This is a genomic window from Flavobacterium xylosi (genome assembly GCF_042787345.1).
Classification (GTDB): domain Bacteria; phylum Bacteroidota; class Bacteroidia; order Flavobacteriales; family Flavobacteriaceae; genus Flavobacterium; species Flavobacterium xylosi.
The window spans coordinates 1-15,139 of record NZ_JBHZPZ010000011.1; the positions used below are offsets into that span (position 1 = coordinate 1).

15 protein-coding genes and 1 tRNA gene are annotated in these 15,139 nt (G+C 30.6%); 4 read left to right on the forward strand and 12 right to left on the reverse strand.

Features of this window, described 5'->3' with window-relative positions:
• From ACFX5E_RS10140 to ACFX5E_RS10160, 5 genes are all read right to left on the reverse strand, one after another.
• Positions 1–221, reverse strand: a 221-nt coding sequence (locus tag ACFX5E_RS10140) for a GIY-YIG nuclease family protein (RefSeq protein WP_379855082.1), incomplete at its 3' end; no start/stop codon positions are given.
• A gap of 47 nt (positions 222–268) precedes the next feature.
• Positions 269–340 (reverse strand) — tRNA-Lys (locus ACFX5E_RS10145).
• Positions 335–586, reverse strand: a complete 252-nt coding sequence (locus tag ACFX5E_RS10150) for a GIY-YIG nuclease family protein (RefSeq protein WP_379855083.1) — start codon at positions 584–586, stop codon at positions 335–337. Before ACFX5E_RS10150 ends, ACFX5E_RS10145 begins: the two co-directional genes overlap by 6 nt.
• Before the next feature lie 113 nt (positions 587–699).
• Positions 700–951, reverse strand: coding sequence for a GIY-YIG nuclease family protein (locus ACFX5E_RS10155; protein WP_379855084.1), 252 nt, complete (start codon positions 949–951; stop codon positions 700–702).
• Between the two features lie 152 nt (positions 952–1,103).
• Complete coding sequence (locus ACFX5E_RS10160) at positions 1,104–1,244, reverse strand: hypothetical protein (protein ID WP_194640663.1); 141 nt, start codon at positions 1,242–1,244, stop codon at positions 1,104–1,106.
• A gap of 230 nt (positions 1,245–1,474) precedes the next feature.
• Between ACFX5E_RS10160 and ACFX5E_RS10165 the strand changes: the two genes are divergently transcribed.
• The gene (locus tag ACFX5E_RS10165) at positions 1,475–2,608 is read left to right on the forward strand and encodes a hypothetical protein (protein WP_379855085.1); all 1,134 of its coding nucleotides are present in this window, start codon (positions 1,475–1,477) and stop codon (positions 2,606–2,608) included.
• 87 nt (positions 2,609–2,695) lie between these two features.
• On the opposite strand, the gene ACFX5E_RS10170 is transcribed toward ACFX5E_RS10165, so the two are convergent.
• Genes ACFX5E_RS10170 through ACFX5E_RS10180 form a run of 3 tightly spaced genes read right to left on the reverse strand, consistent with a single transcriptional unit; the run spans position 2,696 to position 4,482 of the window.
• Complete coding sequence (locus ACFX5E_RS10170; protein ID WP_379855086.1) at positions 2,696–3,484, reverse strand: ImmA/IrrE family metallo-endopeptidase; 789 nt, start codon at positions 3,482–3,484, stop codon at positions 2,696–2,698.
• Entirely contained in the window at positions 3,471–3,809 is a 339-nt protein-coding gene (locus ACFX5E_RS10175) for a hypothetical protein (protein WP_379855087.1), read from the reverse strand. The genes ACFX5E_RS10170 and ACFX5E_RS10175 overlap by 14 nt, the downstream gene beginning before the upstream one ends.
• Positions 3,799–4,482, reverse strand: a complete 684-nt coding sequence (locus tag ACFX5E_RS10180; RefSeq protein ID WP_379855088.1) for an RNA polymerase subunit sigma — start codon at positions 4,480–4,482, stop codon at positions 3,799–3,801. The genes ACFX5E_RS10175 and ACFX5E_RS10180 overlap by 11 nt, the downstream gene beginning before the upstream one ends.
• A 121-nt stretch (positions 4,483–4,603) precedes the next feature.
• On the opposite strand from ACFX5E_RS10180, the gene ACFX5E_RS10185 reads away from it, so the two are divergent.
• Genes ACFX5E_RS10185 through ACFX5E_RS10195 form a run of 3 tightly spaced genes read left to right on the forward strand, consistent with a single transcriptional unit; the run spans position 4,604 to position 6,757 of the window.
• Positions 4,604–5,104: a Pycsar system effector family protein gene (locus ACFX5E_RS10185; RefSeq protein WP_379855089.1), complete on the forward strand. Its 501-nt coding sequence runs from the start codon at positions 4,604–4,606 to the stop codon at positions 5,102–5,104.
• A 2-nt stretch (positions 5,105–5,106) separates the two neighbouring features.
• Positions 5,107–6,114 (forward strand): adenylate/guanylate cyclase domain-containing protein, encoded by a 1,008-nt coding sequence (locus tag ACFX5E_RS10190; RefSeq protein ID WP_379855090.1) that lies wholly within the window; start codon positions 5,107–5,109, stop codon positions 6,112–6,114.
• Complete coding sequence (locus ACFX5E_RS10195) at positions 6,092–6,757, forward strand: hypothetical protein (protein ID WP_379855091.1); 666 nt, start codon at positions 6,092–6,094, stop codon at positions 6,755–6,757. Before ACFX5E_RS10190 ends, ACFX5E_RS10195 begins: the two co-directional genes overlap by 23 nt.
• 343 nt (positions 6,758–7,100) lie before the next feature.
• Here ACFX5E_RS10195 and ACFX5E_RS10200 read toward each other — a convergent pair whose 3' ends face one another.
• Genes ACFX5E_RS10200 through ACFX5E_RS10215 form a run of 4 tightly spaced genes read right to left on the reverse strand, consistent with a single transcriptional unit; the run spans position 7,101 to position 15,134 of the window.
• A complete protein-coding gene (locus tag ACFX5E_RS10200) occupies positions 7,101–7,775 on the reverse strand; it encodes a M48 family metallopeptidase (protein ID WP_379855092.1) in 675 nt (224 codons plus the stop codon).
• Between the two features lies 1 nt (position 7,776).
• Positions 7,777–10,977, reverse strand: coding sequence for a type I restriction endonuclease subunit R (locus ACFX5E_RS10205; RefSeq protein WP_379855093.1), 3,201 nt, complete (start codon positions 10,975–10,977; stop codon positions 7,777–7,779).
• Between the two features lie 10 nt (positions 10,978–10,987).
• Positions 10,988–12,232, reverse strand: a complete 1,245-nt coding sequence (locus ACFX5E_RS10210; protein ID WP_379855094.1) for a restriction endonuclease subunit S — start codon at positions 12,230–12,232, stop codon at positions 10,988–10,990.
• A 1-nt stretch (position 12,233) separates the two neighbouring features.
• The gene (locus tag ACFX5E_RS10215) at positions 12,234–15,134 is read right to left on the reverse strand and encodes a type I restriction-modification system subunit M (RefSeq protein ID WP_379855095.1); all 2,901 of its coding nucleotides are present in this window, start codon (positions 15,132–15,134) and stop codon (positions 12,234–12,236) included.
• Between the last annotated feature and the right edge of the window lie 5 nt (positions 15,135–15,139).

Genomic DNA, 15,139 nt, shown 5'->3' on the forward strand with positions numbered 1-15,139 from the left:
TTAATTCTACTTTTCCAAGATTTAATTTGTAATTCTCTTTGTTGAGCTTGTTCTTTTATTTCATACTTTTCGATATAAACAACTTTCCAATCATTTACGTTACCGGTGAAACCTTTGCTTTTTTGATTGTGGCGAATAAGCCGCTCTTCTAAATTAGAAGTAAAACCAATATAATATCTATTTTTAATTTCACTAAAAAGGATATAAACTATATATTTCATAAAGTATGAGACATAAAAAAACTCCTCAATTTCTTAAGGAGTTTTTGTGGGCGATGAGGGGTTCGAACCCCCGACCACTTCCGATAAAATCGGAATGCTATGAACCAGTTGAGCTAATCCTGTTTTGAAATTAATTCCTGAATTTTAATTCTACTTTTCCAAGATTTAATTTGTAATTCTCTTTGTTGAGCTTGTTCTTTTATTTCATACTTTTCGATATAAACAACTTTCCAATCATTTACGTTACCGGTGAAACCTTTGTTTTTTTGATTGTGGCGAATAACCCGATCTTCTAAATTAGAAGTAAAACCAATATAATATCTATTTTTAATTTCACTAAAAAGGATATAAACTATATATTCCATAAAGTATAAGACATAAAAAAACTCCTTAATTTCTTAAGGAGTTTTTGTGGGCGATGAGGGGTTCGACCCCCCGACCACTTCCGATAAAATCGGAATGCTATGAACCAGTTGAGCTAATGCTGTTTTGAAATTAATTCCTGAATTTTAATTCTACTTTTCCAAGATTTAATTTGTAATTCTCTTTGTTGAGCTTGTTCTTTTATTTCATACTTTTCGATATATACAACTTTCCAATCATTTACGTTACCGGTGAAACCTTTGCTTTTTTGATTGTGGCGAATAAGCCGCTCTTCTAAATTAGAAGTAAAACCAATATAATATCTATTTTTAATTTCACTAAAAAGGATATAAACTATATATTTCATAAAGTATAAGACATAAAAAAACTCCTCAATTTCTTAAGGAGTTTTTGTGGGCTTTTAGGGACTACAATCGAACACTTGATACCTATTTTGACATTTTTTGATAATATAAAATAGGTTGTCTTGCGCTTCGAATCACACTTAGATAAACACTCTCAATCTTTTGGCTTATGTATATGAGGCTTTAAGATAGGATGTTTTGGCTGATTTGGTGGTGTCACTCTTCTTCTTTCATCTGGTGTTCCGTCAGGTGTTTTAGGTTTTGGACCTGGTTTAATTGCTTGAATTTTTTCCATAATACGTTTTTATATTAAAATTATTTTTTAGCTAGACTTTTTGAAAAGCCTATATTATATATACAAATAACATTAATAAAAGTATCATCGCATTACAGAAAACCATAATTTACAAAAACTTATTTAAATAAAAATCATTAATAAATTTGTTAGATTTTTTCTAGACTTTCCACTCTATATCTAAAAGGCTTTTTATAAATTTAATTGATAATTATTACAAAAGGAAGTTTATGAAAACAAAAGAATTTTCAAGGAAAGAATTATATGATTTGGTTTGGTCAACATCACTTAGTAAGCTGACATTACAATATGCTTTTTCAAATGAAGGTTTAAAAAAGCTCTGCAAGCAATTCGAAATCCCGATGCCTGATAATGGGTATTGGATGAAATTGAAGTTCAACAAAGAAATTGAAAAGCCAAAATTTAACCCACTTTTTGATGGAGAAGATAAAATTATATTAACTATACGAGAAGTTGGGAATCTCGTTAACATTGATCAATCTCCACTTACTATAAGAACGAAAGAAATCTTAAGTGATGCTAAATCCCCTTTAATTGTTCCTGAAACATTAAGTAATCCAGACATTTTAATTCAAAATACGATAAGATTTCACGATAAAAGTAAGAATGATCATTATTATAGGGATGAAAAAATTGATACTGTTTCCATTTTTGTAGTCCAGGATAATTATAGTAGAGCTATAAGAATAATGGATGCGTTTATAAAATTACTAAAATACAGAGGTCATTCATTTAGAAGAGATATAAATAAAAGAGGACCGTGTATCGTAGTAAATGATGTTGAATTTCATTTTGAAATAAGAGAAAAGAATAAAAGGATCCCTTCCGAAAAACCTTATGGATCGTCTACTTACATTCCAACAGGTATTTTAATTATAAAAATCGGGGAAAGTTATAAGGCTAAAGAATGGAGTGATGGTGCTGTAAAATTAGAAAATCAGTTAGCTAAAATTGTTGCGAAGATTGAATTAGAAGCAAAGGAAGAATTAGTATGGAGAGAAGAATGCAGGTTACACCATATTAAAATGGAAGAGGAGGAAAAAATAAAAAAGGAATTCCAGAAGAAGAGAGAGGTTGAACTCCAAAGAACAAAAGAATTATTTAATAATGCAATATATCACAACAAATCCAAAATAGTTAGAGAATACTTGAATGAGTTAGAAACTAAAGCGTCATTAAACAATCAACTCACAATTGAATTGCAAGATTGGTTAAAATGGGCAAAAGACAAAACAGATTGGTTTGATCCAATGATAAAAAAAGATGACATACTATTATATGAATCCGACAAAGAAGATCTCATTCAGATTAAAAAAAAGGACAACAATTTTTATAGATATTAAAGTTTAAGTAACAAATGACAGTGTCCTTAAATATAAGGTAGCGATATATTAAAGGCTTAAGTGTCCTTAATATATTTGCAATATGTATTACACTTCCCAGATAATACTTAATGCCAAATGTTTATGAGGAATGCAATGTTCCTTAAATTTTCTGTGCTCATCATCCTCTTTTACAAAATTAAACCAATCAATTGGCCAAACCTCTTCTGTTTCATTTGGTAGCCTCCCATTTGTAAAATATTCACCCATTACGGAATTTTCAGGAATTTTATCACTATATAATAAATATTTAAACGGAAAATCTTCGCTGCTCCATCTCCATTTTATTTTTCCATTTTCTCCAAAAACAATCATAAGCGGATGGTTGCCAATATCTGCAAAACGTATTGCAGTAGCAGTGATACTAGTCTGAAAGTGTTCTGATAAAGATTTGATAATTGAAAATTCGAACTTTTTTCGATGAATATGTTTTTTAAATCTTTGTTCTGGCATTAATAAACAAGAAGCAAAATAGTCCGCTTCTCTTTCTATTTTAAAGTGTATATTTTCATTATTCTTGGATGGGTGCGGAGATAAAAGCCCCTTTTTTAGTCCAATTCTATGATTGTCTATGAAATAATGACCAAGTTCATGTGCAATAGTAAAGCGTGATCTGGGCGTGTTTGGTCTGTTTCCTTTGAAGGTATTTACGTGTATGAAAAATTGAGAATCATCATAAATTGTCATACCATCAAAGCTATCCCCATATGAATCATAAAACAAATCAATTTCTTCTTCGGCAAGAATAAGATCTAAAGGGGTTATTATATTAGAAAATTCTAAAGCTATTGATTCAGCTAGATGTTTAATGCCCAAAAGTGAGCTATTCTTTATCATCTGATTTTTTTCGATGCTTGCCATACATTTTATCAATAATATCTTGAGATAAACCTTGACTTCCTTTTCTTGCAGCCATCTTTAATTCATTGATTTCATTTGTATTATCATCTTGTAAAAGTCGGATAACTGATTTTTTGGTTAATTGATTGCTTATAATTGCAGTAACATCAATTCTAGAGTCTTTTAATTTAAAATCAAAATCTTCATAGAGTTTTTCAAATAAATCTAGTTGTCGCTCATTTCTAGGACATATAAATCCAGTTGAACTTAGATAATGATCTAAAGTTTCTAAATCGAAAATATGTTTTTTATTATCTGCCATTTCTTTGCGTTATATAATTTTCAACATGAAGATTTGCATCTCTTTTATATAATCTTATTGTGCCTTGAGTTAGTTCAAGTGTGTCCTGCAATTTTTTACTAATACTCCTTGGAATATTTTTACCCGGTAATTCGTATGCTTTATAAGTTAGGTAAATGATTTTTTGTTTTTCACTTAGGCCAATAAAAGCACTATTGAGAATTTCCAATTTAATTTTCAGCTTTTTTTTGTGTTCTTTATCATCACTATCTGAAGTTTTATTTATTAGTTCATCTAAATCAGTAATGATTGATAAATCTTCCTCTACTGTTGGGTCTGCGCAAGTGTTTTGTTCTCCATATTTTACCAGTTGTGTGTACATTATAGGGTATAACCATAATAATATTGCCTTATTGACATCTTTACTTTTTGCTTTTTTTAAAGTAAAACTGGGGTATTTCCAAACTCGAGCAAAAGCACAGTGTGCAATTTCTAAAGCTACCACTTCACTATACCCAAATTTTGAAGAATATATTTCAGCTTTTTGAATCACATTTTTCTCAAATCGACGACAAAATTCAATAAAGGCACGTTCAGCTTCCTCTGGATATTCGGACTTAAAGGAAATATAATCCAGTAATTCCGAACTGCAAATTTTATCAAAATCTATCTTGTCATTTAACTCGGTTTTCATCTATATACCTAAAAGCGTTAGTAACGGTTTTGGTATATGAGTGAGGCTTTACTCATATACTTCTCAAATATAGGATTTGTGGCTTAACGTTTAACATAACAAAAAATATTTTTAAAGAAAAATGAAAGAAAAATTAGAACAAACAAAATTTATTATTGGTCGTTTCGATACGTATATTGAAAGTACCCAAACAAAAAGCAATCTTTATCTTGCACTGAATACTGCTATACTAGGTGGGATTATTACAATTACTGCTGCTACCAAACCTGAAGATGTTACACTCTTTTCGCTTATCGTCTTAGGTATTATTGCCTTATTAGCTGTTGTAAGCATAACGATAACGTTAATCGCCATCACTCCTTATCTTAAAAGTGCCTCGCACAAAAGTTCCTCGGTTGTTTTTTTTCAAGATGTAGCCAACTTCACCTTTGAAGAATATGCAGATAAAATCAATGCCTTTTCGGATAAAAAATTCTTATTAGATCTGACTTGCCAAGCTTATAGTCTAGCGGGAGGATTAAAATTAAAATATCAAAAACTTTTTTATGCAGGAAGAATCATCATTGCCGAATTTGTCTTTCTGCTTATCTACTTAATAACATTAATAACCAAATTTATATAATTATGAATACATTTTCAGAATACCAGAACATTATTGAAAAAGCTCTTAACAGGAACGAAATCCATAAGAACTTAAATGAATCAATTACATTTTCAGGGCTTGCAGGACCAGTAGCTAGCCAAAAATACACTATGAGTGACTATATAGCTAACCGATCGCAGTTATCGCTTTCGACTGATTTAGCTGCAATAGCAAATAAAATGGGAGTTGTTCCTCATACTAATCAACTCATTGGTCATCATCCGCATTTCAGTCATTTAAAAGGGACAACAAATACTGAGAGACATTATATCATTTCTGCATTTATTGATATTAAAGGGTCAACAAATCTTTTTAAAAAGTACGATGAAGAAACCAATATGATTATCACTAATACTATTCAATTAGCAGCCATAAATGTCTGTCAACTTTTTGGCGGATTTATCCAAAGAATCCAAGGTGATGGTTTGTTTGTGTATTTTGGTGGAAAAAACGTTGATAAAACTAAATCAACGCAGCATTGTCTTACAGCCTTAAGTTTATTCAGTTATTTTGTAAAAAATGATTTAAAAAGAGTTTTTGAACAACATGGTATTGAAAGAATATTTACAAAAATTGGAGTTGATTTTGGGGACGATGACAAGGTATTGTGGGGTGTGGCTGGTAAAGAAAACACTAGTGAAATAGCGACCTATAGTTTGCATACCAGTTTGGCTGCTAAAATGCAAGCATTTGCTGGAAGCAATGAAATTGTTGTTGGGCAATATGTCAAAGATAAAGCTAATTTTGATCCAATGCTTTATACTGTGGTTGAAGCCCAAAGGTATATTTTTTCAGACCAAGACAATGCATTTTATTATACACAATATGTGTTTGATTGGCTTAAATACCTTAAGTCTTCGCAACATATTGCAACATCTGTTACAGGAGAAATCACTATAAAGCCTCAAATAGCAAATATCCCAAGTATAGCTTCATTAAAAGAAGTTGTGGGTGAAAATAGACCTTATGCAAAAGCTAACTTTAGATAAAGACCTCAATGAAGTTTTGGATATGTTTCCGAAACTCAAACTATTTGAGAAAGATAAAAAGAAAACGATAAGTGGTGAAATCGACATATTTGATGCTGCGGGTAATTATGTGAACAGTTTTGATATTAATGTAGCTGTTCCAAGGAATTACCCGCACGGATTTCCATTGTTGTTTGAAACTAGTAATAAGTTTGAGCATATTGCTGATCGTCATATTAATGAGGATGGAAGTTGTTGTGTTTGTTCCTTACAAGAATCAGATTTAATTAGTCAAAAAGGTATTGCAATTAAAGATTTTTTTTTAAGATATGTTGTTCCTTATTTGGCTAATCAGTTGTATTTTGACAGTGAAGAAGAATGGGCAAACGGAGATTATGAACATGGAGCTGAAGGAATCTTGCAGTTCTACAAAGAGCTATTTACAATGGAAAGTACTGAAGAAGTAATTAACCTATTGTCCTTTTTCAACACCCAGAAAATGAATCGAAATGATGATTGTTTTTGCGGTAAAAAAGAAAAGTTGAAACGATGCCATTTACAAACCTACACTATTATTAAAGATTTATCCAAAAAAAGAATTGAGTATGATATTCTTGCTTTAAAATGGCTATTTAAAAAACAGCTTAAATTAAAAACTAGCTAACACAGGGAAGTTTATCCTCTTTTTTTATGAACAGAATACGAAAAAAATCAAAAAACCACTTTCAATAAATGCCATTTACTGAAAGCAATTTTTATGTTATTTCACGAAAGGAGGTCACAGGTTCGAACCCTTTTTTGGCTTAACCCCTTGTGGTTTATAGGTTTTTCGTGACCCACAAAAAAGTAATGGGTCAAATTTGTGTCAAAAAAGTTTTTTTTAAAAAGGGAAAATATAGGTGTGTCATTTTTAGCTGCCACTATAATGGCTACTAAATTTGCTAAGATTGCTATGATACTTTCTAAATTCATATCGTAAAGATATTAAAATAAAATTTATTTATAAATCAAAAATCCACTTCCAATAAATGCCCATTTACTTTAAGCCAATTTTTGGCCTTTTGATAATTGGGAACTTGAATTGATAGAATGTTCCAGAAACGTGGTGTATGATTTTCTTCAATAAGATGTACTAACTCGTGAGCCACTAGATATTCTAATACATACATTGGCGCTTTGATTATTCTCCAATTGAAAATGATATTGTTGTTTGGCGTACAAGAACCCCAACGGTATTTCATTTGTGATGTTTTAAATTCATTAAATTTGACACCTAAATTTTTAGCATACATTTTAGCTAATGGTTCAATTTTACTTAATGCTTGTTTCATATACCAAGCTTTAAATAATTTGTTAGCTGCTTCTTGATTTTCTCTTGAAATTCTAAAGCGTTGGTTGAACTCTATTCCTTCAATTGGTTCATCAACTACTAATAATTGATAATTTCTACCTAAATACAAAAGTGTTTCGCCTGATATAAATTCTTTAGGCTTCGTATCAACTGGATATTTCTGAGTGTGATTGATTTTTTCTTTTAACCATTGTCTTTTTGATTGAACGATTTCTTCAATCTTTTCAATTGATAAATTCAATGGAGCACGGACAATAATTTTCCTGTCACGTTCAACTGTAATGTTGAGTGTTTTTCTTTTGCTAAATTTTATTTCGTACTCTAATTGCATCTTATTCTGCTATCATTTTGAAATGATTTGTTTTTGAAAGCTCCATTATTCTTGAAATTAGTTCACTTCGTTTTTGAATAATATTTGGTAATTTATTGAACTCCGGAGATAATAACATTTTTTGTAATTCGGCTTTTAGTTTTGTTTGTGCCGGAACACTATCCCAAAACCCTGTTAGTTTTATTTCTGTTACTACAAGATTAAAGATGTGTTGTGTTAGATTTACATTCTGTGCAATTTCGTCTTCGTTTAATGCTCTGTTATCAAATAACTCAGCTTTGAAAATACGGAATAATGGCATTTGTTTTTTACGGTCTAAACCATAGGTTTCCTCTTTTTCTCTGTTCTTTATTTTCTCACGAAGTTTTTCTAACTCTTCATAGATTGCTTTCCAATTACCTTTAAAGTTTTCCAAAATTTTTTCTAATGCTTCGGAGAACGATGCAAATAATTCAGGGTCTTCATCTAAATTAATATCGATGTAATGACGAATTGCGTGTTCTACTTCAGCTGCTTTGGTTTTGGTTCTGGTTTTAGTATTTACATTTTTTTGAAAATCATCTGCGATAATTGAAATTGGTGCAATAGTTTGTTCAATTCCTTTTGATTTAAGAAACTCATCGGCAATTCCTCTTAACTTTGGAGGAATACCTTTCATACTGAAACGATTGTCTCTAAAATGTTTATTTGCTAAAGCATTAATTTCTGTAAATGATTTCCAATCTGTAAAAAAGTCTAATGCTTCTTTTCTTGGTAATACATTATTAAAACAAGTCGTTAATTTATTGTATAGCTTTATATATTCAAAACGAATATCTTCATCATAAAACACATCAAAGAAAGCATCTATATCCGTTAAATCATCCAAACCCTGTTCTTTTAGATAATCCCAAATATCTCCGTGAGCTTTTATTAATTCGTTTAATTCCGTTTCATCATCAGTAATACATTCAATAATTTCTTGCAATTCTTTTTCAGCATAAGTATCTAATGCTCTTTTTAAATGATGACCTACGCCAACGTAATCAACAATAAAACCTCTGTCTTTTCCTTCTGGTCCTATTCTGTTTACCCTTGCAATAGTTTGTAATAAATTATGAGCAACAATTACTCTATCTAAATACATTACTTGTTCTATTGGTGCATCAAAACCTGTAAGCAACATATTGTTTACGATAATTATACCCACATTACCGTTTAACGATTTATCTTCTTCGTCTGTTTTACCAAATGGTAATTTAAAACGTTTAATACTTTTTTTATGGTATTCACCATTAGTAAAAGCTTTTATATGTAAAGCATCATTGTGATTTCCTGATATTACAACAGCAGTTTCCAATTGTTTTAAAACTTCTATATTTACTAGCATTGGATTTGATTGTTCCAATTCTGCAATTTTTGTTTTTAAGGAACTATCTATCGCCACTTTATATCTGACACAAGCTTCACGAGAATTACCCACGATTTGAGCTTTAAAACCTCCTGAAAAGATATGTTCAACATAATGATTAACCATATTTTCGGCTTTTGCTGTAATCGTATCAATTGCATCTAAATAAGCATCACGAGTACCAAACCCTAATATTTGTAATCGCTCTGTTAGTGTATATTCACTAAAAATATCTTCAAATTTTTTATCCATTCCTGATTTATTAGGAATTTCGGCATTGTGAGTTAATCCTTCGTAGACAATCTCTAATGTTACACCATCATCAATGGCCTGACGCATTGTGTATTTATCAATATAATCTTTATATTTCTTTTCTGTTTTTCCTGTTGGTGTTCCTGTAAAACCTATTGAAGTTGCATTGGGTAATGCTTTGTCTAAATTAGCAGCTAATAATGAATATTGAGAGCGGTGTGCCTCATCGGTCATTACTAAAATGTTGGTACTTGGATTAAGTTCTGGGAATATTTGCAAACCACTTAAATCGCCATTTTCTTGAAATTTATGAATCATTGCCATTATCAAATCAGAATTATCAGTTGCTAATAATTCTTTTAAACTTTGTCCGTTTGGTGTAGCTTTTGGATTGATGAAATTAGCCGTTTTGATATTGAAACCAATACTTCCTCCTGTTTCTGATAATTGTTCTTCTAACTGGGTTCTATCTGTAACAAAAACAATTTTCCAAGAAAGCAGTTCAGGTTTTAAACGCATTTCACGTACCATAAACATCATTGTTAATGATTTTCCTGAACCTTGTGTATGCCAAATAATACCACCTCTTTCTAATGGATTTTTACCCTCAATTAAACGTTTGGTTGCTAATTTGACTGACCTGAATTGTTGGTATCTTCCAACTACTTTTATTTTCTTCCCTTTATCGTCAATTTGAAAAACGGTGAATACTTGAATTATGTCTAAAAGGTTTCTCAAATCAAGCATACCTGCAACTAAACGTTGTTGGTCGTTTGGTGAAGATTTTCCGTGAACTAAATCATTTAATGATTTAGGATATGGATCAGTCCAACGGTAAAAATGCTTTTCAATGTTGGTTGTAATTGTTCCAAATTTTGCTTCTAAACTACAAGTCGTAATTATAAATTGATTGTAGAAAAACAATTCTTTGTTTCCTTCTCCGCTATCGCCACGTTGTTCTGAATAACGCAACAATTGGTCAATGGCTTCGGGAATTGGTTCTTTTACTTTTGATGATTTTGCTTCAACTACTACAATTGGCAACCCATTTATAAACAAAACAATATCAGGAATAATATTATGGTCTGTGCCAGGAATGTTTACTTTGAATTGTGATATTGCTGTAAAAATATTGTTTTCTACATTTTCAAAATCAATGTATCGAACGGTTGGACTTAACTCTCCTGTTATTTCATTTTTTGAAACGGTTGTGTTTTCTAATAATAAATCTAATACTTTTTGATTGCTTTCGATTAAGCTGTTTTTTTCAAACGTAGTTATTTTGCGAACTACATCGTCTATTTGTGGCTTGGTTAAAAAAGGATTAATCGTTTTTAAGGATTGACGCAGTTTGGGTTGTAAAACTACCTCTGAAAATGAAGTACGATAACTTTGTTGAGGAGTTTGTTGCAATGCTAATTCTAACACTTCGTTGTTGCCTGATGTCCAACCTAAATGTTTTAGTTGCTCCAAAAAAGGTTTTTCTACGTGTGAATACTCGTCTAGTTTTAGACTTGAACCCAAATTACCTCTGTACTTGTTATCGTTAGTTACTATCATTGGATGCGTTTTAATTTATTAAATGCGTTACTCTTTTTTTACCTGATAATAGGTCTTGCATTAATCCTTTTTTGGTGGATTTTAGTTTGTTCAATTCGATTTTTAAATTATTTAGGAAATCATTAATTAAATTAATTTTTTCTAAAATCTTTCTTTGTTCATTAATTTCAACCTTTGGAAAAATAAAAGAATTTAATATGCCAGAATTTGTTACACTTCTTCCACTTTCATTAACATTTTCGGTAATTTGCTTTTGAAAAGCATTACTATATTTAATTATAAGATAAATAAAATCAGATAAATAAGTGTTCTGATCTAATCTTAACCGCATAAAATTTGAAGACATAATCCAACCTGATTGTTTTTGTTTTATTACTAATGACCTACCTATTTCTGCCACTCTTGAAAAAAGTATATCGTCTTGAATTAATTTATATGCAAATAATTCATTGGCTTTTTTTTCTGAAATAAATAACAAGTTCTCTTGAATAAAATCGTCATCACCTAAAGAACCAATAGTAATAACTGGTATACCTTCATCTACCCAATGTTCTGTTTTCAATGAAGAACCAAATGGTCCAGTTTTTAAATATGGGCTTTTTTTAGAACCAATTTCCCATAGTTTTAAAACATCCCAATCTTTCGGTATTCTGCCTATTGGACTATCTTTAAATTCGTGTGTTTGTTCACTTCTAATATTACCTTTTTCATCAATACCTTTAGTCAACAAATCTTGCATTAAACCTGTTTTAATTCGATTGTATTTTACAATGTTCATTTCGGTTTGTAAAATTGCGTTATCAACTTTTGATAAGATTTCGGCAATTTTATTTTGTTCAGTTGTTGACTTTGGAAATTCAAGTTTATGCTTTTTAAAGTCTTTTTTCTGCAAATGTTTTAATCCACTACCTTGAAAATAATTTAGACTAATGTAATTTATTATGTTTTGAGAATAATAAAACAAAAATTTTGTATTGATTATCTCTTTTGTTGTTATTGCATATGTATCTGTTGAATAAGCAACATCACCTAGATGGTATTTTACATTTGCTACACCACCTGTTGCTAAAAAAATATTTTCACCATCTATTTGTTTTTCATCGTGTAATAGAATAGCTTCTCCACTTGTGAAAAATGGATATAGACCATAATTGGTTGCATCTGAAACTTTTAAATTAGACTTTCTTTTTTCTAAAATTAAATCGCCATAATCTTCACTAATCCATCCATCGGGAACATTATTATTTTCTTCCATCTTAATTCAAATAATTTAAAGTGGTTAGAAAATCGTTTAGCTCCTTCATTGTATTATTTCTGTCTTTTTCAATTCTTTCGGCAGAAACAAAATATTTATCAAAGAGGTTTTCATAAGCACCTATAAAGGTTCTTTTTTCGGCATTCAAATATCGTTGTAATTGGTTATTAATAATGTCAAAATGTTTTTTCAGTATTAGTTTTTTGGCTTCATCAATAGTTATCATACCTCCAATTTCATTCAATAATGTATCAAGTTTGTTTAATTTATTGGTAATAATGCCTTTGTCTTTTATTAGTGATGTAATTTGCTTTGCTATTTCGGCTATTTGTTTTTTAGCTTCAATTACTTTTGATAATTTCAAGAGTATCTCAGCTTCGCTTGTTTTGTCGGCTTTTAACTCTTTTTCTAATGTGGTAACGGATTTTTTTATTTGTTCAAAATCGTTTGTGTTTTTTAAATCGGATTTGAAATCAACAATTAATTCTTTGGTAGCACTATTCAGTTTATCCAATTCCATATTTACTGTTTTTAACAGCTTAACACTTTCTTCTTTTTCTTCTTCAGAACCGTAACGTTTTAGAATTTGTTTTAATTCCAATTCTGCCTGTTTCAGCTTTAAAGTCGCTTTTATTTCTTTGATTTGGGCTTCCAATTTCAATATTGTTTTATTGATTTCTTGAAAAGGTTTTGCCTCATTAAGTTTTTTCTTTTCTTTAACCAAATAATCAGTATTCTTTTTAAGCTGTTCTTTCACTTTTGCATTGGTTACTTTTTCATCTTCGGCTACTTCATATTCTAAGAGATTGATTGCTTCTTCAATAGCTTCCTCCAAATTAGTTTCTTTTTCGGATTGGCTTATTTCAAGATTTTCAATTTCAGTTTGTTCTTTGGTGAAAAATTCAGCAATAAGATATTCATCAGGTATCAGTCCTGCATCCCAACCATTTTGCATTATAGTTTTTAGGTCGTACTTAATATTGTCCCACCAATTCACAAAAACACCTGCGACTTGAAACTTATCCAATACGCCAACTGGAACAAACTTTTCTTTGATTGTATCTAATAATTCTTTTCTAACTTTTGGAATTTTGTCACCACCTAAAGATATATATGCCGCCATTGGTTCTGAAACCCTATTTTCTTGAACAGTTTCATTAACCGGAGCTAATGAAGAGAAATCTTCTTTTGCTAATTGCCACCAATCCGCAAGATGTAGTCCTAAATCTACTAATGTTTTGACAACGTTTTTATCGTCTTCAATTTGGGTTTTAATTGCTGCTTTATCAGTTATTGCAAAGTCTTTGTACTGTTCGTTTTTATTTTTGAACAAAACACTACCATTGTAATTAAACTTTTTACAAATAGAGTTTTGAACTGCTTCGATTTCTGTAATTGGAATGCCGCCTACTAAATGTGCTTTTACATCTTCGTGTTCAGGTTCAGGAGTATTGTCAACGTATCTTCTAATGTTTAATGTAAATTCGTTTTCTTCAATCGTTTTTAAATCAACTAACTTAGAATATTTAGGTTCTTCAACTTTATTTGTAAATACGTAATCTATTTTTTCAATATCCTCTGGACGTAAGGAATTTTGTTTTTTTCCTTCGGCAAAGTCTTTGTCTGCATTGATGAAAAACACTTTGTCCTTTAAGCTATCAGGTTTGTTTTTGTTTAAAATAATCACACAAGCAGGAATACCAGTCCCGTAAAACAATTGAGGTGGTAAACTTATGATACTCTCAATTACATTATCTCTTAACATTCCTTCTCTGATTTCCTTTTCTTTTCCTCCTCTAAATAAAACACCGTGAGGCATAACAACCACCACTTTACCTGTTTTTTTACAACTTGCCAACATGTGTTGTACAAACATAAAATCCGCTTTTTTACCATCTTCAGGAGCAAATCCATAAGGAAAACGAGATTTATATTTCATCTCGGCTTCTTTATAATTTTGAGAAAATGGAGGATTTGCAATTACTCTATCAAACTGGATTAATTGACCGTCTTTTTCGTTCAATGGTTCTTCTAACGTATCACCATATTCAATAGTATATTTAGATATATTGTGTAAGATGATATTCATTTTACAAATTGCAACCACCGTTGGATCCATTTCCTGACCAAACAATTCTAAATTATTGGCATCTTGTCCTTGTTCTTCAATGTACTGGTGTGCTTGGATTAACATACCTCCCGAACCTGCTGTTGGATCATAAATCGACATACCTTCTTCGGGTTTCATCAATTGAACTAATAATCGAACAACTTGGTTTGGCGTATAAAATTGCCCTCCTTTTTTCCCACCTTCATCGGCAAAGTGTTTTAAAAGGTATTCGTATGCTGCACCTAATAAATCTGGAAACTCAAAGTTTTCATTTATCAATGCTGGAAAAGAATTGAAGTGTTCTAACATCTTGATAAGGTCATTGTTTTTTACAATTGCCTTACCATCGACTTCTTTGTTGAAATTTATACGCCCTTTAAATATTCCTGATAATGTTTCAGAGTTAGCATCCTCAATTGCATCTAATGCCTTGTTAAGCATTTGACCAATGTTGTTTTTTAAATATTTTATTGGCGGTTGTTGATTTCCGTTTTCATCAATAAAGCCTTCGTTCCATCTTGCTCTTTGAGGAACAAAAAAGGTATTTCCATAGGTGTTTTTATAATTTACTTCAAATAAATCGTGTATTAGTTCTTCGTCTTTTATATGGTTGTAATCTCCTTTTAATAGCGCTTCTCTTTTTTGTTCAAAAACATCGGACATTCTTTTTAGGAAAAGCATTCCAAATATAAATTCTTTGTATTCTGAAGCATCCATTTTACCTCTCAAAATATCGGCTGCCTTCATTAAAAAGCCTTCTAATTGTGAAAGTTTTATTTTATCGTTTTTCATTGTTC

Excerpts from the sequence above, each read along its gene's own strand:
- ACFX5E_RS10190 (WP_379855090.1), top strand. The coding sequence starts at position 5,107 with ATGAATACATTTTCAGAATACCAGAACATTATTGAAAAAGCTCTTAAC.
- ACFX5E_RS10170 (WP_379855086.1), bottom strand. The coding sequence starts at position 3,484 with ATGATAAAGAATAGCTCACTTTTGGGCATTAAACATCTAGCTGAATCA.
- ACFX5E_RS10150 (WP_379855083.1), bottom strand. The coding sequence starts at position 586 with ATGGAATATATAGTTTATATCCTTTTTAGTGAAATTAAAAATAGATAT.
- ACFX5E_RS10165 (WP_379855085.1), top strand. The coding sequence starts at position 1,475 with ATGAAAACAAAAGAATTTTCAAGGAAAGAATTATATGATTTGGTTTGG.
- ACFX5E_RS10155 (WP_379855084.1), bottom strand. The coding sequence starts at position 951 with ATGAAATATATAGTTTATATCCTTTTTAGTGAAATTAAAAATAGATAT.
- ACFX5E_RS10175 (WP_379855087.1), bottom strand. The coding sequence starts at position 3,809 with ATGGCAGATAATAAAAAACATATTTTCGATTTAGAAACTTTAGATCAT.
- ACFX5E_RS10210 (WP_379855094.1), bottom strand. The coding sequence starts at position 12,232 with ATGGAAGAAAATAATAATGTTCCCGATGGATGGATTAGTGAAGATTAT.
- ACFX5E_RS10215 (WP_379855095.1), bottom strand. The coding sequence starts at position 15,134 with ATGAAAAACGATAAAATAAAACTTTCACAATTAGAAGGCTTTTTAATG.
- ACFX5E_RS10195 (WP_379855091.1), top strand. The coding sequence starts at position 6,092 with ATGCAAAAGCTAACTTTAGATAAAGACCTCAATGAAGTTTTGGATATG.
- ACFX5E_RS10180 (WP_379855088.1), bottom strand. The coding sequence starts at position 4,482 with ATGAAAACCGAGTTAAATGACAAGATAGATTTTGATAAAATTTGCAGT.
- ACFX5E_RS10205 (WP_379855093.1), bottom strand. The coding sequence starts at position 10,977 with ATGATAGTAACTAACGATAACAAGTACAGAGGTAATTTGGGTTCAAGT.
- ACFX5E_RS10160 (WP_194640663.1), bottom strand. The coding sequence starts at position 1,244 with ATGGAAAAAATTCAAGCAATTAAACCAGGTCCAAAACCTAAAACACCT.
- ACFX5E_RS10185 (WP_379855089.1), top strand. The coding sequence starts at position 4,604 with ATGAAAGAAAAATTAGAACAAACAAAATTTATTATTGGTCGTTTCGAT.
- ACFX5E_RS10200 (WP_379855092.1), bottom strand. The coding sequence starts at position 7,775 with ATGCAATTAGAGTACGAAATAAAATTTAGCAAAAGAAAAACACTCAAC.